Origin of the sequence: Streptomyces sp. TG1A-60, assembly GCF_037201975.1 — a bacterium.
Taxonomy (GTDB): Bacteria; Actinomycetota; Actinomycetes; order Streptomycetales; family Streptomycetaceae; genus Streptomyces.
Window position 1 is genome coordinate 6,140,837 of sequence record NZ_CP147520.1, and the last position, 20,893, is coordinate 6,161,729.

General features: G+C 69.8%; 18 protein-coding genes and 4 pseudogenes. 14 read left to right on the forward strand and 8 right to left on the reverse strand.

What is annotated here, in order from left to right:
- Positions 1-24 precede the first annotated feature (24 nt).
- The 6 genes and pseudogenes from WBG99_RS26695 to WBG99_RS26720 all read left to right on the forward strand — a co-directional run.
- The gene (locus WBG99_RS26695; RefSeq protein ID WP_338898732.1) at positions 25-465 is read left to right on the forward strand and encodes an SRPBCC family protein; all 441 of its coding nucleotides are present in this window, start codon (positions 25-27) and stop codon (positions 463-465) included.
- 219 nt (positions 466-684) lie between these two features.
- Entirely contained in the window at positions 685-1,854 is a 1,170-nt protein-coding gene (locus tag WBG99_RS26700) for an ArsA-related P-loop ATPase (RefSeq protein ID WP_338898733.1), read from the forward strand.
- Between the two features lie 57 nt (positions 1,855-1,911).
- Positions 1,912-2,433 carry a DUF5304 domain-containing protein gene (locus tag WBG99_RS26705; protein WP_338898734.1) on the forward strand — a complete coding sequence of 174 codons (522 nt, stop codon included), beginning with the start codon at positions 1,912-1,914 and terminating at the stop codon, positions 2,431-2,433.
- A gap of 94 nt (positions 2,434-2,527) precedes the next feature.
- A complete protein-coding gene (locus WBG99_RS26710) occupies positions 2,528-3,481 on the forward strand; it encodes an ROK family glucokinase (protein WP_338898735.1) in 954 nt (317 codons plus the stop codon).
- 122 nt (positions 3,482-3,603) lie between these two features.
- The gene (locus tag WBG99_RS26715) at positions 3,604-4,356 is read left to right on the forward strand and encodes an endonuclease/exonuclease/phosphatase family protein (RefSeq protein WP_338898736.1); all 753 of its coding nucleotides are present in this window, start codon (positions 3,604-3,606) and stop codon (positions 4,354-4,356) included.
- Positions 4,357-4,602 (forward strand): annotated as a pseudogene (locus WBG99_RS26720) (hypothetical protein); the annotation flags it as partial.
- A 303-nt stretch (positions 4,603-4,905) separates the two neighbouring features.
- On the opposite strand, the gene WBG99_RS26725 reads toward WBG99_RS26720, so the two are convergent.
- The 3 genes from WBG99_RS26725 to WBG99_RS26735 all read right to left on the reverse strand — a co-directional run bounded on the left by WBG99_RS26725 (position 4,906) and on the right by WBG99_RS26735 (position 8,561).
- Entirely contained in the window at positions 4,906-5,412 is a 507-nt protein-coding gene (locus WBG99_RS26725; protein WP_338898737.1) for a hypothetical protein, read from the reverse strand.
- 79 nt (positions 5,413-5,491) lie between these two features.
- Positions 5,492-6,232, reverse strand: a complete 741-nt coding sequence (locus WBG99_RS26730) for a hypothetical protein (protein ID WP_338898738.1) — start codon at positions 6,230-6,232, stop codon at positions 5,492-5,494.
- A gap of 28 nt (positions 6,233-6,260) precedes the next feature.
- A complete protein-coding gene (locus WBG99_RS26735; protein ID WP_338898739.1) occupies positions 6,261-8,561 on the reverse strand; it encodes a glycoside hydrolase domain-containing protein in 2,301 nt (766 codons plus the stop codon).
- 157 nt (positions 8,562-8,718) lie between these two features.
- Between WBG99_RS26735 and WBG99_RS26740 the strand changes: the two are divergent.
- Together WBG99_RS26740 and WBG99_RS26745 are read left to right on the forward strand one after the other, a co-directional pair.
- Positions 8,719-8,892: pseudogene (locus tag WBG99_RS26740) on the forward strand (helix-turn-helix transcriptional regulator); the annotation flags it as partial.
- Between the two features lie 317 nt (positions 8,893-9,209).
- The gene (locus WBG99_RS26745; protein ID WP_338898740.1) at positions 9,210-9,641 is read left to right on the forward strand and encodes a DUF2690 domain-containing protein; all 432 of its coding nucleotides are present in this window, start codon (positions 9,210-9,212) and stop codon (positions 9,639-9,641) included.
- Positions 9,642-9,926: 285 nt separating this feature from the next.
- Here the strand turns inward: WBG99_RS26745 and WBG99_RS26750 are convergent.
- Positions 9,927-10,055 (reverse strand): annotated as a pseudogene (locus WBG99_RS26750) (rhomboid family intramembrane serine protease); the annotation flags it as partial.
- On the opposite strand from WBG99_RS26750, the pseudogene WBG99_RS26755 reads away from it, so the two are divergent.
- Positions 10,040-10,503: pseudogene (locus WBG99_RS26755) on the forward strand (transposase); the annotation flags it as partial. The pseudogenes WBG99_RS26750 and WBG99_RS26755 sit on opposite strands and share 16 nt — an antisense overlap.
- Before the next feature lie 12 nt (positions 10,504-10,515).
- On the opposite strand, the gene WBG99_RS26760 reads toward WBG99_RS26755, so the two are convergent.
- From WBG99_RS26760 to WBG99_RS26770, 3 genes are all read right to left on the reverse strand, one after another.
- Positions 10,516-10,707, reverse strand: coding sequence for a hypothetical protein (locus tag WBG99_RS26760; protein WP_338898741.1), 192 nt, complete (start codon positions 10,705-10,707; stop codon positions 10,516-10,518).
- Positions 10,708-10,834: 127 nt separating this feature from the next.
- Entirely contained in the window at positions 10,835-11,383 is a 549-nt protein-coding gene (locus tag WBG99_RS26765; protein WP_338900501.1) for a hypothetical protein, read from the reverse strand.
- Positions 11,384-11,537: 154 nt separating this feature from the next.
- The gene (locus tag WBG99_RS26770) at positions 11,538-12,407 is read right to left on the reverse strand and encodes an alpha/beta fold hydrolase (RefSeq protein WP_338898742.1); all 870 of its coding nucleotides are present in this window, start codon (positions 12,405-12,407) and stop codon (positions 11,538-11,540) included.
- A 266-nt stretch (positions 12,408-12,673) separates the two neighbouring features.
- Here WBG99_RS26770 and WBG99_RS26775 point away from each other — a divergent pair, with 266 nt between their 5' ends.
- From WBG99_RS26775 to WBG99_RS26790, 4 genes are all read left to right on the forward strand, one after another.
- Positions 12,674-13,453: a lysophospholipid acyltransferase family protein gene (locus WBG99_RS26775; RefSeq protein WP_338898743.1), complete on the forward strand. Its 780-nt coding sequence runs from the start codon at positions 12,674-12,676 to the stop codon at positions 13,451-13,453.
- A gap of 110 nt (positions 13,454-13,563) precedes the next feature.
- On the forward strand, positions 13,564-14,826 hold the full coding sequence (locus WBG99_RS26780; protein WP_338898744.1) for a DUF5931 domain-containing protein: 1,263 nt from the start codon (positions 13,564-13,566) through the stop codon (positions 14,824-14,826).
- Between the two features lie 71 nt (positions 14,827-14,897).
- Positions 14,898-15,545: a response regulator transcription factor gene (locus WBG99_RS26785; protein WP_338900502.1), complete on the forward strand. Its 648-nt coding sequence runs from the start codon at positions 14,898-14,900 to the stop codon at positions 15,543-15,545.
- 155 nt (positions 15,546-15,700) lie between these two features.
- On the forward strand, positions 15,701-16,729 hold the full coding sequence (locus WBG99_RS26790; protein WP_338898745.1) for a 6-phosphofructokinase: 1,029 nt from the start codon (positions 15,701-15,703) through the stop codon (positions 16,727-16,729).
- Positions 16,730-16,968: 239 nt separating this feature from the next.
- On the opposite strand, the gene WBG99_RS26795 is transcribed toward WBG99_RS26790, so the two are convergent.
- Positions 16,969-18,885 carry an anthranilate synthase family protein gene (locus WBG99_RS26795; protein ID WP_338898746.1) on the reverse strand — a complete coding sequence of 639 codons (1,917 nt, stop codon included), beginning with the start codon at positions 18,883-18,885 and terminating at the stop codon, positions 16,969-16,971.
- Positions 18,886-19,400: 515 nt separating this feature from the next.
- Here WBG99_RS26795 and WBG99_RS26800 point away from each other — a divergent pair.
- A complete protein-coding gene (locus WBG99_RS26800; RefSeq protein WP_338898747.1) occupies positions 19,401-20,750 on the forward strand; it encodes a 3-deoxy-7-phosphoheptulonate synthase class II in 1,350 nt (449 codons plus the stop codon).
- The last annotated feature ends 143 nt before the right edge of the window (positions 20,751-20,893 follow it).

A 20,893-nucleotide genomic window follows, 5' to 3' on the forward strand; every position in this document is an offset into this window, starting at 1 on the left:
ACAGTCTCTGGAGGAGCCACGGCGATGGCGGAATTCACCAGTTCGAGCATCACGATCGAGGCTGCGGCGGCCGACGTCATGGGAGTGATCGCCGACTTCGCCCGCTACCCGGACTGGACGGGCGAGGTGAAGGAGGCGGAGGTCCTGCGGGCCGACGGTCAGGGCCGAGCCGAGCAGGTCCGGCTCGTCATGGACGCGGGCGCGATCAAGGACGACCAGACGCTGGCGTACACCTGGACCGGGGCGCACGAGGTGTCCTGGACACTCGTCAAGTCCCAGATGCTGCGGTCCCTCGACGGGTCCTACATCCTCAAGCCGGTCGGTGACTCGGTGACCGAGGTGACGTACCAGCTGACCGTCGACGTCAAGATCCCCATGCTCGGGATGATCAAGCGCAAGGCGGAGAAGGTGATCATCGACCGGGCGCTGGCGGGGCTGAAGAAGCGGGTGGAGTCGGGGGCGTGATCCCCGCTGGGCCTTGTGGCCGGGGCTCTCGAGCGACCCGCACCTCCATGGGCGACTGAGAGTGTGCGCCCATGGGCTCGCCGGGATCCGTCGCTTCGGGGCCGCGGCCCGTACTCGGCCGGTCGCGCGGTTCCCCGCGCCCCTTTCGGCCCGCGCCCGGCCCGCTCCGGGTGCCGGGGCGGCGTCGGCGCGCCCCTCGCTGAGTTACGGTTCAGCCTCATGCGCACCATCCTGATCACCGGGCAAGGCGGCAGCGGCCGTACGACGGTCGCGGCGGCCACCGGGCTGGGCGCGGCGCGGGCGGGGGCCCGGACGCTCGTGCTGAGCGCGGACCGGATGGACAGCCCCGGTGCCGTGCTCGGCGTGAACACGGGCGCGGAACCCGTGCGCGTGGCGCCGAACCTCACCGTGTGGCGGCCCGACGCGGCGGAGGGCTTCAGGGAGGACCTGGTCGCCTTCCAGGAGCGGGCCGCGTCCGTACTCGATCTGCTGGGGGCGAGCCGACTGGACGCCGAGGAGCTCACACCCCTCCCCGGCGCCGAGGAACTGTCCCTGCTGCGCGCGCTGCGCGACGCCGCGCTGTCCGAGGCGTACGACCTGCTCGTCGTCGACCTGCCGCCCGCGCCGCAGGCACTCGCGCTGCTCGGCCTCCCGCAGGAACTGCGGCGCTATCTGCGGCGGCTGCTCCCGCCCGAGCGGCAGGCCGCCCGAGCCCTCCGTCCCGTCCTCGGACGGCTCGCCGGCGTACCCATGCCCGCTGGGCGGCTGTACGAGACGGCTGCCCGGTGGGACGTCGAACTGGCCGCCGTCGCGGCGGTCGTCGAGGCCCCTGGGACGAGCGTGCGGCTGGTCGCGGAACCCGGCCCGGCCGGCGCCGATCACGTGCGCGCCGCGAGCGTGGGCCTCGCCCTGCGGGCCCTCCCCGTGGACACGCTGGTCGCCAACCGGGTCCTGCCCGACGGCGAGCACGACACCTGGCTCGCCGGCCTCGTCGCCCAGCAGCGGAAGACGCTGGAGGCGTGGGAGGAGACCCGCCCGGTGCACGGCGTCGCCCACCTGGGCCGCGACCCCCGCGGCACCGACGACCTCGCCGCCCTCGACGTCCCCGCCGCCGGCGACGGGGCCGCCCGTGTCGAGTGGGCCGTCACCGACCGCCTCGCCGACGAGGGCGTGCTGGTGTGGCACATACCGTTGCCCGGCGCGGTACGCGACGAGCTGGACCTCATCCGGCGCGGTGACGAGCTGGTCGTCACGGCGGGGCAGTTCCGTCGTATCGTTCCGCTGCCGTCGGCCCTGCGTCGCTGCACGGTCGGCGGCGCGGCCCTGCGCGACGGCGAGCTGAGGATCCGTTTCGCGCCGGACCCGCGGCTGTGGCCCGGGACCCGGTGAACCGCATACGCCCGTTCGGGTAACGTCGAAGGAACGAACCGTAGGCAGGAGCCCGCCATGAGCGAAGAGCGCCCCACGTCCGACTCCGCAGGCAAGGACGCGGCCGAGGAGGCGCGCACCGCCGAGCAGGTCCGCGCGACCGACCGGACGGGTGCGACCGACTCCGACGCCTGGGCCACGGCGTGCGAGGAGGACCTCGCCGCGGAGAAGGCCCGCCGCCGGGCACAGCACGGGCCGCCGCCGGGCTCGGCCGCCGAGGAACTGCGCAAGCTGGTCGACACCGTCGCGGACAAGCTCTCCGGACTGCAGTCGCCGCTCCTCGGCGCGGTCGCCGGGGGCGCCGCCCAGCAGATGGTCGACCAGGTCGTCCGCCAGGCCAAGGCCGCCGTCGAACCCGTCATCGAACGCAACCCGGATGTCTTCGACCATCTGGCCGCCGCCGGAGGCGAACTGCTCGCCGCGTACCGCTCCGCCGTCGAGGCCCAGGAGCGCCGCTGGACGAACCGCGACACCGCCCACCGGGAAGGCCGCGACGAGGGCGACGGTCCGGCCCCCGGAGAACGCATCGACCTGGACTGACGCCGGGCCGTCCGCCCGGCGGACGACGAGACCTTCGGGGCAGGGCCTCCGGTACGGTTGGCCGTAGCGGGGCTCGACCGGAACTGAGGGATTCATGGGACTCACCATCGGCGTCGACATCGGCGGTACCAAGATCGCGGCCGGTGTGGTCGACGAGGAAGGCAACATCCTCTCGACCCACAAGGTGCCGACCCCGGGCACACCCGAGGAGATCGTGGACGCCATCGCCGCCGCCGTCGAGGGCGCGCGAGCCGGACACGAGATCGTCGGTGTCGGCATCGGCGCGGCCGGTTACGTCAACCGTGAGCGGTCGACGGTCTACTTCGCCCCCAACATCGACTGGCGCAACGAGCCGCTGAAGGAGAAGGTCGAGGCCCGCGTGGCCCTGCCGGTCGTCGTGGAGAACGACGCCAACGCGGCGGCCTGGGGCGAGTACAGGTTCGGCGCCGGCAAGGGCCACCGCAACGTCATCTGCATCACCCTCGGCACCGGTCTCGGCGGCGGCATCATCATCGGCAACAAGCTGCGCCGCGGCCACTACGGCGTGGCCGCCGAGTTCGGCCACATCCGCATGGTCCCCGACGGCCTGCTGTGCGGCTGCGGCAGCCAGGGCTGCTGGGAGCAGTACGCGTCGGGGCGGGCGCTGGTGAGGTACGCCAAGCAGCGCGCCAACGCCACCCCGGAGAACGCCGAGCTCCTCCTCGGTCTCGGCGACGGCACCCCCGACGGCATCGAGGGCAAGCACATCTCCATGGCCGCCCGCCAGGGTGACCCCGTCGCCGTCGACTCCTACCGCGAGCTCGCCCGCTGGGCCGGCGCCGGCCTCGCCGACCTCGCCTCCCTCTTCGACCCGTCCGCCTTCATCGTCGGCGGCGGCCTCTCCGACGAGGGCGAGCTCGTCCTCGACCCCATCCGCAAGTCCTACAAGCGGTGGCTCGTAGGCGGCAACTGGCGCCCGGTCGCCGAGGTCATCGCCGCCGAACTGGGCAACGACGCGGGCCTGGTGGGCGCGGCGGACCTGGCGAGAGAACCCGACCCGATCATGTAGAACCCCCGGGCGACGCAAACCCCGCGCCCTCAGGGGCGCGGGGAACCGCCCGGGCGACCAGGACGCACCGTCAGCCGCAGACGGAAGAATGCTCCCGAGTTCCTGGGCGTATCTTGATCCGCATGGCGACCCCGCTGCCCAACTCCCGAACCGATCCCGACGGTTCGGCCACCATCCGCGTCCTCAGCTACAACATCCGCTCGATGCGGGACGACACCGCCGCCCTCGCGCGAGTGATCAGCGCCTGCGCCCCCGACCTGGTCCTCATCCAGGAAGCCCCCCGCTTCTTCCGCTGGCGAAAGAAGCTCGCCGGGCTCGCCGGGGCCTCCGGCATGGTCGTCCTCTCCGGCGGCGCCACCGCCTCCGGCCCCGCGCTGCTGTGCGACCTCCGCGCGACGGTCGAGCACACGGTGGACGTCCTCCTGCCCCTCACTCCCGGCCTGCACCGACGCGGCTTCGCCACGGCAGTGGTCCGCTTCGGCCGCGCCCGCCTCGGCGTCCTGTCCTGCCACCTCTCCCTCCAGAAGGACGAGCGGTACGAGCAGGGCGGCCTGCTCCTGGACCACCTGGCCGGCCTCGGCGTGTCCCACGCGGTCGCGGGCGGCGACCTCAACGAACGCCCGGACGGCCGCACCTTCCGCCGCCTGGCCGGCGAACTCCAGGACTGCTGGACCGCCGCCCCCTGGGGCACGGAGTACACCTCCACGCCCACCGACCCCCACCAGCGCATCGACGCGATCCTGGCCACCCCCGGCATCGAGGTCCTCGGCTGCGGAGTGCCCCTCGGCCACCCCGGCGTCACCGAGGACGACCTGAGGGCGGCCACGGACCACCTGCCGGTCCTGGCCGCCCTCAGAGTGCCCGCCGAGCCCTAGCTCGAGCCTTACCGGCCCACCGAAGGCGACCTCGCCTTCGCCCGGCGTTTCATCGACTGGAACACCATCGAGCACGGCATTCAGCGCGTGGACGCCTGCCGCACGCAGGACGGGGATCTCCTCCTGGTCGAGCTGGAAGACCTCAACCCCTATCTGTCGCTGGACCACGTCGACGAATCCACCCGTGACGCCTTCGTCACCAGCATGACGAGTTCCCTCCACCGGTTCCTGGAGGCCTCCCCGTAGTGCGCGGGGCTGAGCAAATACGTCATCGTTCGTGCGCCGTCGCGGCTCGCCTTCCTGCTGGCCGGGTGAGTCGTCCAGGAGTGCCGGGGCGCAGCGGCCAGGCGATCAGCATGCCCGCCACGAAGCCGCTCAGAACAGACCGGCACCTGGCGGCCGGTCAATGGCTCCTCTCCGCTGCGGAAGACACGCAGCGGGCCCGGAAGGAATGGGCGGACGGCATAACGGGGCGAAGTCCTGACGCACCCTGCGCAACAGCGTCCTGCTGCCGGAGCCGACCCTGGCACCGGCAGCAGGATCAGGAAATCAGGCGGTGGCCGTGATCGTGTGGACCCAGTCGTTCATCGCACGGTCGTCGTACACCGTAATTGTCACCTTCCTGCCCTCCGGAATATCCAGATTCACTTTCCTGGTGTCCCAGGCTGCGGACGTACCCGGGGGCGTGTACAGCCCGTACCGTCCACCATCACCTTCATAGGACACCTTGTAGTAGAGGCCGTCACCATCGTTCGCGACGTCGTACATCAACACTATTTCGTCGTACGGATGGAATTCGACCTTTGCCAGCGCGTAGCCACTCGCGTTACCGAAGACAGTCTTTGTCCCTAGCCCACCGTCATCCTTCTTGAAGTAGGTGCCGTCGATGTCGTCGTTGAACCGACAGGGGCAGTAGACCGTGTGCTGGGCATCATGCTGGATGACCCTCGGGTCAGGGTTGTAGGCGTTTGCCGGCGCGGCGGTCATGGCGACGACAGCGATTGCGGTAGATACCGCTCCGACAAGGGACGTGATTACCCGATTACGCATCTTCATCCTTTATGTGGTGAGGGAAACGTGGCAGCATCCGCGTGTGCGCCGCCACGGGCCTGATGGGTACGCGCGGTGAACCGCGCTATGCGGCCTGCCGGGCTTTGATCTTGTCCGCCTTCGCGCGGCGGCCGGAGGACCTTATGTCGACCGCCGAACCCGGGCCGGCGCCCGGTGTCTTGCGCCAGCCCTTGAGTTGGCTCTCCATGCGCCCCAGGCGGGCGTCCTCCGGCTGGGCGTCCAGGTAGAACAGTGATTCGTCGGGCTTCCTGTCGTCGCCGCCCCAGCGGACGGTGCCGTCGAGTTCGGCGAGTATGTCGCGGAGGACGGCGGTCTCATGGGGGTGGAACCCGCCCGTGGTGCCGGGCGGGTAATGGCCCGGCAGGATGGTGACGGCGGTGCCCGAGGCCCGGTTGCTTTCCGGCAGGCCCTTGCGGACCTTTCCGGGAGAGCACCAGCCGGTCACGTCGTCGGCGCCGAGTTCGCGGATCTCGTAGTGGAAGCGCTGGACGAGGTGGACGAGAATGAATTCCACACTGCCGATACGTACGTCGATCTCCGCCCTGGTGCCGGGAACCGGGCGCGTCCAGATGTGCCCGCCGCTGTTGACGGACCGTTGCATCTCCCATCCGTTGGTGCTGGCCCGGTGGCTGTGGATGTCCTTCTGCTCCGCGCGGAGCGCTTCCGCCTTCTTCCTGTAGCGGTCCTTGTCGGCCGCCGTGGCGGGCGTGGTGAGAAGCGTGGTTCCGCCGACGGTGAGCAGCGCTCCGGTTCCTACCAGGCCGAGCGCCTGCTTCATGGCGCTGCGCCGGGGTATCGATGTCACGGGTTGACTCCTTGGGGGAACGGGGGAATTACCGAAGGGGCGCGAAATGGTTCTCGATCACGCGGTAGAGACCGAGTTGGGTGTGGCCGTCGCGCTCTGCGACTTCGTCTTCCCCCCGGTAGCGCTCAAGGCACAGACGGGTACTTCTGTCCGGGTAGTCAAGGGTGGGTAGGCCGACGCCCATCATGGCTCCTGCATGCATCAGGGCATAAGCCACATGCTGAATGTTGTACGTGTTTCTGGTGTATTGTTCGCCATTGAGTTTCTGCCAGATTTCCCAGACGTCATCGTCGTTGTCCGGGTTCATGACGGAGGCAGTGATCCTGCCCTTGTCGATGAGGTGGTTGCGTGCCTTGATCGCGGTGGCTGCAAATATCTGACCGAGTCCGGTGCTGGAGTCCCGCTTGTTGTATATGTCCGTTGGGTCCCAGTCCACAGTGGTGTGATAGGTGACCACCCCGTGGTCAAAGAGGAAATCAAGGTTTTGCAGCTTGCGGATCTCCCACAGCAGTGGGCACATGACCATGGCTTTGCGTATCCGCATCTTCTTCGCCACGCTGGTGACGATGTGGTCGTGCTCCATGAGGAGGTTGAACGCCTCGGTGGTGGAGAAGAGCTGTACCACCCCTTCGGGGCCGCCGCCCTCTTCGGGAAGATTCTCCGACTCCAGATAGGCCTGGATGTCCTCCAGGAGCGCCGCTCTTCTGGAGGTGTCGAACAGGCCGTCGGGTTCTACGGACCGGGGCTTGGGGTCGAAGCTGTTCTGGCCCTTGTCGCGGCCCGAGGCGATGTTCTTGTCAATTTCGATGGCACCCTCACCGGAGCCGATGGTGATGGTGGCGATCTGGTCATAGGCCCAGTCGATGGGAAGTGAGTAGCCCAGGTTGCCGGAGAAGCCCGTCGACATGTCGGAGACGAAACTCGCCTTGGACAGACCCTCGCGGTGAACACGGGTGCACACGTTACGTGGCCCGTAGATGCCGACCCCGTAGCGGCCGTCAGCGGCCAGAACCCGGCGGATGGCCCTGAAGTGAGGAATGATGTTGCTGGTGATCTCGTGGTCGAGGGCGTCGAAGTCGACGGCGAAGAAGATGCGAGTTCCCGGCTTGAAGCCGTAGTGGACGGCCCGTTCGATGGCCGCGTACGCGTCCACGGTGCCCTGGGTGTTGCGGAAGTATCCGGCCGATGCGCCATAGGTCTGGTAGATGGGGAAGCAACGCAGCCCGCTCGTGGCGATGGTGTCGAGTTCCCCCGGTTTGATCTCCTTGTCCAGGAGCGAGCCGGGGACGTTGCTCAGATAGCGGCCGACGTACCGGTAGCCTTTGTCGTGCAGGGTCTTGGCGCGCGCCGGCGTGATGGTGGTGACACAGTCCGACGCGGTCCCCTCACGGCTGGGATCTCCGGTGGAGACCAGCAACGAGGCCCATGTCCGGAAGTCTCCCTGCCCCGTGACGGAAAGCCTGGTGAATTCCTGGAAGGCACTCACCGCGTCCCGAACCTCGCTGGTGAAGGTTGCGGTAAGCGGAATGGTCCGGTGGTTGAGGATCATGCCCGCGGTGAACAGCTGGACCCACACCCCCGTTGAACCGAGGGATACGGGGTGCTCCTTCAGCCCGCCCTGCGTGCCGGGGCCGAACACGCCGTTGGCGACACCGTCGGACATGCCGAGTTCATACTGGATGGCCAGCAACATGGACTTGGCCACATCGCGGGAGTGCCGGCCGTCGCAGGGGATGATGCGGAAGTCCCTGCGGGTGACGTAACGGCGGTTGAGCAGTTGCTGGACGATTCTGATGCCGGCGCTGCCGCCATCGACCCTGGTGTAGGCGTCCATGTTGAGCAGGCCCTTGAACACCTTGGGAGTGAGGTAGTCGCTGGGGTAGGCGCCTGTGACACTCATGTCCGACTTGAGCTTCTTGACGGCAGTGGAGACGCGCTCGTTGTACTTGCCGTCGATCTCACCGCCGTCGTAGCCCTTGCAGTACAGGGCGGACTGGATGATGCGGCAGAAGTTTGCCGAGGGCACGGTGTTGGCGTTGAGCTTGGGGTAGTTGGTCTCCAGCGCGGCCAAGGTGCCGGGCCCGAAGTTGTCCGACAGGGCGGTGAGGCCGAGCTCGTGCTGGAGGCAGCGGGTGAGAGCGTACATGGTGCCCCAGCCGGTGACGCCGTCCTCCGTGACGGTGGGTATGCCGTCGACGTTGTAGGTGTTGATGAACTTCTGTGCCCGCAGGACGAGTTCGTCTGCCATGAATACCCATTCGTCTGGTCGGACCGGCTGATGGCCATGCGTGTCCGCCGCTTCGGCCGCGCGGTGGATCGAGCGGATCACCACGGCAGGTGTCAGCTCGGTGGTCGTGTTCGGGGCGGGATCACATGCTGACGCGGTGACGAAGGCGCCGGTAGAGCTGTGGGACCGGATGGGACATGATGGGACGCGGGACGCGCCAATGTGCCCTGGACCAGGGGCGTGAGCAGGGAGAAGACGAGTGGGAACGGGACGGGACGGGAGACGCGGGGCCGACAGTTCACGCCGGGCAGCCGGACCCCTGGTCGAGCACCTACGTCTGCTGCGGCAGCGCAGCGGTCTGACCCTGGCCACGCTCGCGGGCAGTACGAGCTACAGCAAGTCGTCCTGGGAGCGCTACCTCAACGGCAAGGCACTTCCCTCCCGTCAGGCCGTACGGGAGTTCGCCCAAGCGGTCTCGGTCAAGCCCGACCGTCTGCTCCTTCTGCTGGAGATCGCTGAGCGCGGGCAGTCGGACGGAAACACCCCGGAGAACACCGAGCCCGCGGAGCGCCCCGCCCCCGCTGCCTCCGAAGCAGCCCCGGCCGTCCCTGACCCCGAGCCCGAGTCTGTTCCGAGCACGGACACGACCGGGGCCCAGCCACCTGAGAAGTCCGCGACCCGCCGACCCCTGCACTGGGGCGCCCTCCTCGGGACCACCGCTTTGGGGATGGCCGCGGGACTGCTCGGGGGATGCTCATCAACGCCCAGACGAGCCTGGGTGAGTCCATGCCGGAAGGCAGCACCGCGAAGTGCGCCGGGTTCGAGTGCCGGAACAAGGACGCCCAGCGCATGGGATGCCACATCGGGGTATGGACTGCTGCGGCCGAGAAGGTCGGGGAGGTCTACCTGGAGCTGCGCTACAGCCCCAGCTGCGGAGCCGCGTGGGCGCGGATCACCGAGGGCCGGGTCGGGGACACGGCCAGGGTCGAGGGAAAGCAGGACCGCTCGGCCGCACGCTCGATCTCCTATGACCGGGACACCTACTCCCCCATGATTGAAGCCCCCTACCCTGCGGCTGTACGGGCCTGCCTGGTCCTGAAGGACGGAGGCACGGAGGTCTGCACCTCGCACGGTGGCGCGTCACCCTTGCCCGCCGCGGTCACCGACGAGCGCAAACCGTAGTCACCGGCCGCTCCCGCCACGAGCCAGAATTGAGGTTGTGCGGTCGGCTCGGGCGCGGTGACGACGTTGCCGTCGTTCTGTTTCCCCGAGCCACCGACCCGAACCGGGCGTGCGGTTGGGTGGGCCGTCGGCGAGGTGCCTGTGACCAGGTCCTTTTCCGACGGCCCCCACCGATCCGGGCATGCTCGCTTTCCGGGCACCACGGCTCTGACCTTCCCTGCAGTCAGGGTCTCTAGGGGCGGTCACCCCCTCTGGAGGGCTCGTGTCGTGTCGACCCCGGCACTTTCACCACGGCTGCTGGGGCCGGGCCCGTCTGCCGAACAGCAGACCGCGCGGCTCCGGGGGTGGCGGGGTGCCGGGGCGGAGGGGCCAGGCGATCAGCATGCCGGTCAGGAAGCCGACGGCGGCGAGCGACCTACAACCGTTACGGCGGGGTGCGGCACCTGTTCGCCGCTCTGGATCTTTCCAAGGACAAGCTCTACGGCCACATCAAACCGGTCAAGCGGCGTACCCAGTTCCTGGAGTTCTGCCGCTACCTGCGCAGCCTCTACCCGGCCGACGTCCGGATCGCGATCGTGGCCGACAACTTTTCCCCGCACCTGACCACGAAAAGGTGTCAACGGGTCGGCATCTGGGCTGCCGCGAACAACGTCGAGATCGCCTACACACCGACCAATAGCTCCTGGCTCAACCGCATCGAGTCCCAGTTCACGGCCCTGCGCTACTTCACCCCCTGGACGGCACGGACCACGCCGACCACAAGGAGCAGGGCAGCATGATCCGCCGCTACATCATCTGGCGGAACAAGCACGCCACCGACGAGTGCCTGCGGAGGGTTGTGCGCAGGGCGAATGTCGCCTGACGTGCAAGAACATCACGTGGTTGCAACTCCTGGCTCGTCGTTGACGAAGCCGAGCCGTCGGTTCATGCCGATGGCCGCTGCGTTGTCAGGGTGGTGGAAGGTCCGCAGCCAGTGCATGCCGTGAGAACGCGCGAAGCCGATGGCCAGGAGCTTCATGGCCAGCGAGATTCCCCTTCCCCGGTGGCTGGCCAGCAGCCCGGTCATCTCGCTGAGGGCGTGCCCTTCGGGTTGGATCGACGTGGTTGGGAGCCGTTCGGCCTGGTCAAGACCGAGTTCCCTTCGGCCGTACGGCGACGGTGCGAGGCTGCGCAGCCGCCGTACGGCGGTGGGCTCAGACGACCGCGCCGCGGCCCGGGTCGTCGTCCTCCTCGCCGTCGTCGTTCATACGCATCACCAGCGTGGCGAAACCGCCGAGGAAGCCGCCGATGCCGAGAGTGGCGAGCCACCAGGTCATCTCCCAGCCGAGCAGCACGGCGAGCAGCAGCAGGATCGGGCCGCCGACCACGCCCAGCCAGGCGAACTTGGCGGTCGTGTCGGCCTCCGGCAGCGGGGGCGGCTCCGGCGGGACGAAGTGGCCCTCGTCGTCTTCGTCGTCCGCGTCCTTGTCACCCCTGTCCGGGTCCTCGCCGACCGGGTCGGGCACGCTGTAGTCGCGCGGACCCGAGCCGACGCCGGGTGCGAACGCGACCGAGCTGCCCAGAGGCTTCGGGGCGGCGGGACCGCCGGCGTCGGGAGACTTGTCCGGGGAGTCCTCCGGCTCGGCCTCCAGCAGGGCCAGGTCCTCCACCGACTTGAAGGGTTTGGCACCCGGCGGGTCCGGCGGCTCCTCGCCGAACCCGGCGATGATCGCCCGCCACGCGGCGTCCTCGTCGAACGGCACGTGCTGCCCCTCGTCCGGCGACTCGCCGGAGGAGGCGCCCGCGGAGCCGCCCGAGGGGCTGCCCGCAGCGCCGGCCGAGGAGCCGCCCGCGGATTCGCCCCGCGCGTCGCCGGGGGCCGCTCCCGTCTCCTCCGGCTCACGCTCGGAGTCGTGCTCAGCCACCAGTGGCCGTCCCTTCCCTCTGCTCGAAGGAGCCCGGACCCAACCGCTCCGCGGACCCCGAACCAGACTGCTGTACGGATTCCGCCCCGGAATCCGTCACGGGCTCCGCTCCGGACTCCGTCAGGAGCCGTGTGACGAACGCGTGGCTCTCCTCGAAAATCCGGTCCGCGTCGTGGTCCAACGTCGCGACGTGGTGGCTCTGTTCCAGCAGGATCTCCGTGACGTCCGTCGACGACACCCGGCCGAGGACGCGTTCGGAGTCGACGGGCGGCACCACATGGTCCCGTGGGCTGTGCAGCAGCAGCAACGGCTGGGTGACCTGGGGCAGTTCACCGTCGACGAGGCGGAGGAAGGTGCGCAGCGAGTGCGCCGCGTGCAGCGGCACCCGGCTGTAGCCCACCTCCTCGACGCCCTCCTTGGCGATGTCGCTGGTGATCCCCTTCGTGGTGGGGACGAGGTGCCGGAGCACGGGGAGGGCGTACGCGGCCGGGCCGTGGACCTTGTTGGCGGGGTTGACGACCATCACGCCGTCGATCGCGTCCCCGTGCTTGGCCGCCAGCCGCAGCGCCAGCGCGCCGCCCATGGACAGCCCCGCCACGAAGACACGGGCACAGCGCTCGCGCAGGGCGCGCAGCTCGCGGTCCACCTCCGCGTACCAGTCCTGCCAGCCGGTGAGCCGGAGGTCCTCCCAGCGTGTGCCGTGCCCCGGCAGCAGGGGCAGCGCGACGGTCAGACCGCGCGCGGCGAGATATTCCGCCCAGGGGCGCAGCGACTGCGGTGACCCGGTGAAACCGTGGCAGAGGAGGACTCCCACCTCCCGGCCCTCGTGGTGGTACGGCTCGGCTCCAGGGAGGACCGGCACGGTTCGGTCTCCTGTTCATGAGAAGGGTGTGAATGAGTCCGGATGGGGTTCACCGTACGCGACCGCACTGACACCGACCAGGGGCTTCACGCGGTGGACGGCGGGTGAAGGAGCCGGTCGGGAGCGGGTGGGCGGCCCAGGAGGACCACGTGCGGGCCCTGGGGGGCGGCCGACACCGGCCGAGCCTGTCGGAATCTTCCTCACGCGTCCGGGTTAAGGTCTGGTCCACGGAAACACAGAGAGGCAGTCGGTTGTTGTACGGCGCGATGAAGGTCGCTATCGGGGGACCGCTCAAGGTCACCTTCAGGCCCTGGGTGGAGGGCCTGGAGAACGTTCCGGCCGAGGGCGCCGCGATCCTCGCGAGCAACCACCTCTCCTTCTCGGACTCGTTCTTCCTGCCCGCGGTCCTCGACCGCAAGGTCACGTTCATCGCGAAGGCCGAGTACTTCACCACCCCCGGCGTCAAGGGCAAGCTGACGGCCGCGTTCTTCAAGGGCGTCGGCCAGCTCCCCGTGGACCGCTCCGGGGCACGGGGAGCTGGCGAGGCCGCCGTCAGGAGCGGCATACAGGTCATCGAGAGCGGTGAGCTGTTCGGTATCTACCCCGAGGGCACCCGCTCGCCCGACGGCCGCCTCTACCGGGGCAAGCCCGGCGGCCTCGCCCGCGTGGCTCTCGCCACCGGCGCGCCCGTCATCCCGGTCGCCATGATCGACACGGAGAAGATCCAGCCCCCGGGCAAGGTCCTGCCGAAGGTGATGCGCCCCGGAATCCGGATCGGCAAGCCCCTGGACTTCAGCCGTTACCAGGGCATGGAGCACGACCGCTTCGTCCTGCGGGCGCTGACCGACGAGGTCATGTACGAGGTCATGAAGCTCTCCGGCCAGGAGTATGTCGACGTGTACGCGACCGCCGCCAAGCGGCAGCTCGCGGACGCGGCCAAGGCCGAGAAGGCCGCCAGGGCCGCCCTCGTCAAGGCCGAGAAGGAGCAGGCGGCCAAGGAGCAGGCGGAGAAGGCCCGGACCGACAGGGACGGGCCGGCTTCGTAGCGACCGCGTTCCCGGGTACGGTCGCGTCCTCGGGCGCGATGGCAGGGGGTGCCTCCCCGGCACCGGCTTCGGGGCCCGGAGGCGAACCGAGCCACAGAGAATGGGGGGCCATGGCTCAGCGTGAGCATGTGATGCGGATGTCGGTCGAGCAGCCGTTGTGGCGTGCGCTCACCGGCTACCGGGTGCTGACGGTGATCTACGCGGTCGGCCTCTTCGCGAGCGCGTACGACGAGTTCGTGCGCCCCTGGCCGGCGATCGCCTACTTCGCGGTGCTGGCCGGCTGGACCCTGGTGACCCTGCCCAAGGTCGCGAACGCGGCCAGCTGCACCAAACGCTTCCTCGCTGCGGACCTCACCGTGGCGCTCGTCGGCATCCTGCTCACCCGGTTCGCCGACTCGACCGCGCGGGTGGAGGCCGGTGGCCCGACGCTGCCGTCGATATGGACCGCCGGCGCCGTGCTGGCGTTCGCCGTCAAGGGCGGCTGGCGCTGGGCCGCCTTCGCCTCCACGCTGGTCGCCGTCGCCAATCTCGTCCACCGCGGCGCCCCCACCCGCGACACCGTCCACAATGTGCTGCTGGTCTGGGTCGCCGCCATCGCCATCGGCTACGTCGTCGAGGTCGCCCGCGCCTCCGAGCGCACCCTCGCCCGCGCCCTGGAGATCGAGGCCGCCACCCGCGAACGGGAGCGCCTCGCCCGCGACATCCACGACAGCGTCCTCCAGGTCCTCGCCATGGTCCAGCGGCGCGGCACCGCCCTGGGCGGTGAGGCAGCGGAGCTGGGCCGGATGGCGGGCGAGCAGGAGGTCGCCCTGCGCACCCTGGTCTCCGGCGGCCTGGTCCCCGTGTCCCGCGTCTCGGAGGACGCGGCCCAAAGAGCCCTCGTACGGGTGGTGGACGAACCGGGCGGGCCGGACGGGCCGGAGTCCGGCGATGACCCGGCGGGCCCGGTGGACCTGCGCGCCCTCCTCACCCCGTACGCCGGCGCGAGGATCACCCTCTCCGAGCCCGGAGCCCCGGTGCCGCTCGCCCCGCACGCCGCCCGCGAGCTGGCCGCGGCGGTCGGCGCGGCCCTGGACAATGTGCGTGAGCACGCGGGAGACGCGGCCCGCGCCTGGATCCTGGTCGAGGACTGGCCGGACCAGATCATCGTGACCGTACGGGACGACGGCCCCGGCATCCTCGAGGGCCGGCTGGACCAGGCCGAGGGCGAGGGGCGGCTCGGGGTGGCCCTCTCCATCCGGGGGCGGCTGCGCGACATCGGCGGCACGGCAGAACTGGTCTCCGTGCCCGGACAGGGCACGGAAGTCGAACTGAAGGTACCCAAGGCCTGCGAAGGGCCGAAGGACGTACGGGGGAAGGCGGAGAAGCGGTGACGGAGAGCGTGCGCAACGGCAGGCCGGTGGACGGACGGGAACAGCCCGGCGGGAGCGGCCCGATCAAGGTCATGGTGGTCGACGACCATCCCATGTGGCGCGACGCCGTCGCCCGCGACCTGGCCGAGTCCGGCTTCGACGTGGTGGCCACGGCGGGTGACGGCGAGCAGGCGGTGCGCCGCGCCCGGGCCGCCGCGCCGGACGTCCTCGTCCTGGACCTGAACCTGCCCGCGAAGCCGGGGGTGCAGGTCTGCAAGGAACTGGTCGGCGCGAACCCGGCGTTGCGGGTGCTGGCCCTGTCGGCGAGCGGGGAGCACGCGGACGTCCTGGAGGCGGTGAAGTCCGGCGCGACCGGCTATCTGGTGAAGTCCGCCTCGACCGAGGAACTGATCGACGCCGTACGCCGCACGGCCGTCGGCGACCCCGTCTTCACCCCCGGTCTCGCGGGCCTGGTCCTCGGGGAGTACCGCCGCCTCGCCTCCGAGCCCGCCCCCGCGCCGGGTGCCGACGAGCCCAAGGTCCCGCAGCTCACCGACCGCGAGACCGAGGTGCTCCGCCTCGTCGCCAAAGGGCTGAGCTACAAGCAGATCGCCGAGCGCCTCGTCATCTCGCACCGCACGGTCCAGAACCACGTCCAGAACACCCTCGGCAAGCTTCAGCTTCACAACCGGGTGGAGCTGGTCCGCTATGCCATAGAACGCGGTCTCGACGACGAGTAAACGCCTGTAATCACTCCATAGAGTGAAGGTGGTTTGATCAACTCGCCTGCAATCAAACGCAATTCACCGGAATTGACCTCCCGTACATGCCGAAGTGACCTGGATCACTATTAGCGTGACCCTCACCAGGCAACCGCGGCGAAGGGAACATTTCCATGCGCGTCGGAGTACTGACCGGAGGCGGCGACTGTCCCGGGCTCAACGCTGTCATCCGGGGCGTCGTCCGTAAGGGCGTCCAGGAGTACGGCCACGACTTCGTCGGCTTCAGGGACGGCTGGCGGGGTCCGCTGGAGAACGACACCGTCCGTCTCGACATCCCCGCCGTGCGCGGCATCCTGCCTCGCGGCGGCACCATCCTCGGCTCCTCGCGCACCAACCCGCTCAAGCAGGAGAACGGCATCCGCCGCATCAAGGACAACCTCGCCAAGCAGGAGGTCGAGGCGCTCATCGCCATCGGTGGCGAGGACACGCTGGGGGTGGCCGCGCGCCTGTCGGACGAGTACGGCGTGCCGTGCGTCGGTGTGCCGAAGACGATCGACAACGACCTCTCCGCCACGGACTACACCTTCGGCTTCGACACGGCGGTAGGCATCGCGACGGAAGCCATTGACCGCCTGCACACCACAGCCGAGTCCCACATGCGGGTCCTCGTCGTCGAGGTGATGGGCCGTCACGCCGGCTGGATCGCCCTCCACTCCGGCCTCGCCGGCGGCGCGAACGTCATCCTCGTCCCCGAGCAGCGCTTCGACGTCGACCAGGTGTGCGCCTGGGTGACGTCCCGCTTCAAGGCGTCGTACGCGCCGATCGTGGTCGTCGCGGAGGGGGCCATGCCGAAGGACGGTGAGATGGTCCTGAAGGACGGCTCCCTCGACTCCTTCGGCCACGTCCGCCTCTCCGGTGTCGGCGAGTGGCTGGCCAAGGAGATCGAGAAACGCACGGGCAAGGAGGCCCGCACGACCGTCCTCGGACACGTCCAGCGCGGCGGCACCCCCTCCGCCTTCGACCGCTGGCTCGCCACCCGTTTCGGCCTCCACGCGATCGACGCCGTCCACGACCGCGACTTCGGCAAAATGGTCGCCCTCCGGGGCACGGACATCATCCGTGTCCCCCTCGCCGACGCGACGACCAAGCTGAAGACGGTCGACCCCAAGCTGTACGAGGAGGTGGGCGTCTTCTTCGGCTGAGACGTTCGGGAGAGTCCGGGAGCGGGGGGTTCGTGGGCGGGTGCGGGTTGTGTGTGGTCGCTCGTCGCGGTTCCCCGCGCCCCTTTCAGGGGTGCGGGGAACCGCGACGAGCCCCCACTCACCCGCAGCCGAACAACCCACCCCTCGGGGTCGAAGGGGCAGAGCCGTGGGGAGGGGGCGGGCAGGGGCGGCGGGCGCGAGGAAACCAGCTTCACGGGCAGACGTCGCCTGCCGCGGCCCTAGGGCGTCCGCAGCGCCTGAACCCCCTCCACCAGCTCACGCACCACAGCCACCCCACCCAGCGTCAGCACCGATTCCGGATGGAACTGCACCCCCGCGAACCCGGGCCCCCGCAGCGCGTGAACCTCCCCACCGTCGCTGCGACTGACCTCCACCCCATGTGCGGCCAGCTCCGCCGCCGCCCCGTCGTCACAGTGCGCCACGAAGCTGTTGTAGAAGCCGACGGTCCGGGACCGCCCGAACAGATCGATCCCGGTCTGCGCTCCCTGGTAGGGCACCTCTTTCCGGACGATCTCCAGGCCCAGCTCGGCCGCGATCAGCTCATGCCCGAGACAGACCCCGAGCACCCCGTGCCGGTGTTCGCTGATCGCCGACGCGGTCAGCTCCCGCAGGAACCGCATCTTGGGGTCGTCCACATCCCCCGGGTCCCCGGGGCCGGGCCCCAGCACCACCATTCCCTCGTGTGCGAGCACGACCTCCCGCAGCCCCGGCTCGTCGTACCGCCGTACGTTCACCTCCAGCCCGGAAGACCGCAGCAGATGCGCGAGCATCGCGGTGAACGTGTCCTCGGCATCCACGACGAGCGCATGCCCCGTCAGCTCGGCCGTCCGCTCCCGCATCCGCAGCCAGAACGGCGCCAGCGAGGCCCGCCGCCCGTCCAGCGCCGCCCGCACCCGTGGGTCCTCGGCCAGCCGGAACCGCGCCTCCTCCCGGACCGGCCGCCCGGGGCGTACGCCCAGCGCCGCCAGTACCCCCGCCGCCTTCGCGTGCGTCTCGGCGACCTCGCCCGCCGGATCCGACCCCCGGACGAGCGTGGCCCCCACCGGCACCTTCAGCCGCCCGTCCGCCGCGATGTCGGCGGTCCGGATCAGAATCGGCGAGTCCAGGGTCTGCGCCCCACCGGAGTCCCGCCCCACGAGGGCCAACGCCCCCGCGTAGTAACCCCGTCCGCCCACCTCGTGCCGCTCGATCACCCGGCACGCGTTCTGCACCGGCGACCCGGTGACCGTCGCGGCGAACATCGTCTCCTTGAGCACCTCCCGCACATCCAGCGAGGACCGCCCGCGCAGTTCGTACTCGGTGTGAGCGAGGTGGGCCATCTCCTTCAGCCGGGGCCCGACCACGACCCCGCCCATGTCGCCGACCGTGCACATCATCTTGAGCTCCTCGTCGACGACCATCGACAGCTCCTCGATCTCCTTGCCGTCGGCGAGGAAGGCCAACAGGTCCTCCGGTGTCGGCCCGTCGGCCGGGTAGCGGTACGTCCCGCTGATCGGGTTCATCACGACCGTCCCGCCGGACATCCGGACATGCGCCTCCGGGCTGGCGCCGACCAGCGTGCGCCCGCCCGTCTCCGGCCCCCGCCCTTCCAAGGAACGCCCTTCGGACCCTTTCCCATCTCCGGTGTGCACCACGAACGTCCAGTACGCGCCCCGCTCGCCCTCCAGCAGCCGCCGGAACAGCGCGAGCGCGTCCGCGCGGCCGAAGCCGGGGATCGAGCCCTCGTACGTCCGCCGGATCACGAAGTTCGCGCCCTCGCCCCGGCCGATCTCCTCGCGCAGCACCCGGCCGACGATCTCCGCGTACTCCTCGTCGTCCACGTCGAAGCCGCCGCCCTCGACCCGGACGTCGTGCGTCGGGAGCTCCGCGAGGGCCCGCGACAGGGGGATCTCGTACGACTCCTCCGGCGTGAGCACCGACAGCGGCGTCCCGTCGTCACGGACCTCGAAGCCGCGTTCGCGGATCTGCCGGAACGGGACGAGCGCCAGCCCCTCGTCGGGGATGTCGGCCAGTCGCTCGCACGTCGTCACCGGGCCGATCAGCAGTTCCACCGTGTCGTGGTCGTCGAGGCCGGGCGCGCGGCGGCGCAACAGGGCGAACGGGCGGTCGTCGGACAGGAGCCGGGTCAGGTCCATGGGTTCCTCTTCCCTCGCAGATCACGGTGATCGCGGTGATCGGTGAGGAACGGCCGGGCCCTGGAAACACCGAAGGCCGCCCCTCGGGCGGCCTTCGCGAAGTCTTGCGTACGCGCAGTCAGTGGGCCGCCGGATGAGCGGTCCACCACCAGTTCCGGGTCGAGTGCGCGAACATGCGCCGCACCCTACCGGACAACCTCCGGGAACTCACGTGATCGACACCCCGCGGTCGGCCCGTGATCACATCTGCCTCGACGGAAGGTGGGTGCCACCCGCGCCCCGACGGCATGCGGCGTCACGTCTGACGGAACACATCCGCGCCCGGCACGGCCCTGCGGGCGGGTTTCCCGCACGAGTTCCAGGCCGTCGGCTCACCGACCCGGCGGTCATGGATCCGCACTGACGCCGCCCGACCCCCACCACTCGCCCCCGGACCCCGCTCCGGTCGAGCGGGGTTCGTCTCACTTGATGAGCAGGGGGATGGGCGCCCGACATGACCCCGTAATGTGGACGTCGTGACCGTGAACGCTAAGTCCAGCGCGAGCGCTGGCAACACCTGGCGAGACCTGCCCGCGGCGCAGCAGCCCGAGTACCCCGACACCGAGGCTCTGCGCGCAGTTGTTGCGGAGCTGGAGACGTATCCGCCGCTCGTCTTCGCGGGCGAGTGCGACCAGCTGCGAGCCCGGATGGCGTCCGTCGCCAAGGGAGAGGCGTTCCTCCTCCAGGGCGGCGACTGCGCCGAGGCCTTCGACGCCGTCTCGGCCGACCACATCCGCAACAAGCTGAAGACGCTGCTCCAGATGGGCGCGGTCCTCACCTACGCGGCCTCCGTGCCGGTCGTGAAGGTCGGCCGCATCGCCGGGCAGTACTCCAAGCCCCGCTCCAAGGGCACCGAGACCCGCGACGGCGTGACCCTGCCCACATACCGCGGCGACTCGGTCAACGGCTTCGACTTCAACGAGGCCGCCCGCGTCCCGGACCCCGAGCGCCTGAAGCGGATGTACCACGCCTCCGCCTCCACGCTCAACCTGGTCCGTGCCTTCACCACCGGCGGGTACGCCGACCTGCGCCAGGTGCACGCCTGGAACCAGGACTTCGTGAAGTCGTCCCCGTCCGGTCAGCGCTACGAGCAGCTCGCCCGCGAGATCGACAACGCGCTGAACTTCATGCACGCCTGCGGGACCGACCCGGAGGAGTTCCGCACCGTCGAGTTCTTCTCCTCGCACGAGGCGCTGCTGCTCGACTACGAGTCGGCGCTGACCCGCGTGGACTCGCGCACGGGGCAGCTGTACGACGTGTCGGCACACATGGTGTGGATCGGTGAGCGCACCCGTCAGCTGGACCACGCGCACATCGAGTTCGCCTCGCAGATCCGCAACCCGATCGGCATCAAGCTCGGCCCGACGACCACGGCCGAGGACGCGCTGCAGTACATCGAGCGCCTCGACCCGGACCGCGAGCCCGGCCGACTGACCTTCATCGTGCGCATGGGCGCGGACAAGGTCCGCGACAGGCTGCCCGAGCTGGTGGAGAAGGTCACCGCCTCCGGCGCGACCGTGGCCTGGGTGTCCGACCCGATGCACGGCAACACCTTCGAGGCGGCCTCCGGCCACAAGACCCGCCGCTTCGACGACGTGCTCGACGAGGTCAAGGGCTTCTTCGAGGTCCACAAGGGCCTGGGCACCCACCCGGGCGGCATCCACGTGGAACTCACCGGCGACGACGTCACCGAGTGCGTGGGCGGCGGCGACGAGATCTTCGTCGACGACCTCCACCAGCGCTACGAGACCGCCTGCGACCCCCGCCTCAACCGCAGCCAGTCCCTCGACCTGGCGTTCCTCGTCGCGGAGCTGTACCGCGACTAGTGACGGCCGTGCAGCAGAGTGGAGTGGGGCGCGGATCACATACGATCCGCGCCCCACTCCACTTTTGCGGTTCTTGTGTGCCGGGTAAGGTTAGGTTAGCCTCACCGACTAATCGGGACGGCATGCCCAGTGACCCCGGCGGG

Excerpts from the sequence above, each read along its gene's own strand:
- WBG99_RS26700 (WP_338898733.1), top strand. The coding sequence starts at position 685 with ATGCGCACCATCCTGATCACCGGGCAAGGCGGCAGCGGCCGTACGACG.
- WBG99_RS26760 (WP_338898741.1), bottom strand. The coding sequence starts at position 10,707 with ATGACCGGGCTGCTGGCCAGCCACCGGGGAAGGGGAATCTCGCTGGCC.
- WBG99_RS26725 (WP_338898737.1), bottom strand. The coding sequence starts at position 5,412 with ATGAAGATGCGTAATCGGGTAATCACGTCCCTTGTCGGAGCGGTATCT.
- WBG99_RS26780 (WP_338898744.1), top strand. The coding sequence starts at position 13,564 with ATGGCTCAGCGTGAGCATGTGATGCGGATGTCGGTCGAGCAGCCGTTG.
- WBG99_RS26785 (WP_338900502.1), top strand. The coding sequence starts at position 14,898 with ATGGTGGTCGACGACCATCCCATGTGGCGCGACGCCGTCGCCCGCGAC.
- WBG99_RS26795 (WP_338898746.1), bottom strand. The coding sequence starts at position 18,885 with ATGGACCTGACCCGGCTCCTGTCCGACGACCGCCCGTTCGCCCTGTTG.
- WBG99_RS26775 (WP_338898743.1), top strand. The coding sequence starts at position 12,674 with ATGAAGGTCGCTATCGGGGGACCGCTCAAGGTCACCTTCAGGCCCTGG.
- WBG99_RS26705 (WP_338898734.1), top strand. The coding sequence starts at position 1,912 with ATGAGCGAAGAGCGCCCCACGTCCGACTCCGCAGGCAAGGACGCGGCC.
- WBG99_RS26745 (WP_338898740.1), top strand. The coding sequence starts at position 9,210 with ATGCTCATCAACGCCCAGACGAGCCTGGGTGAGTCCATGCCGGAAGGC.
- WBG99_RS26715 (WP_338898736.1), top strand. The coding sequence starts at position 3,604 with ATGGCGACCCCGCTGCCCAACTCCCGAACCGATCCCGACGGTTCGGCC.
- WBG99_RS26695 (WP_338898732.1), top strand. The coding sequence starts at position 25 with ATGGCGGAATTCACCAGTTCGAGCATCACGATCGAGGCTGCGGCGGCC.
- WBG99_RS26710 (WP_338898735.1), top strand. The coding sequence starts at position 2,528 with ATGGGACTCACCATCGGCGTCGACATCGGCGGTACCAAGATCGCGGCC.
- WBG99_RS26790 (WP_338898745.1), top strand. The coding sequence starts at position 15,701 with ATGCGCGTCGGAGTACTGACCGGAGGCGGCGACTGTCCCGGGCTCAAC.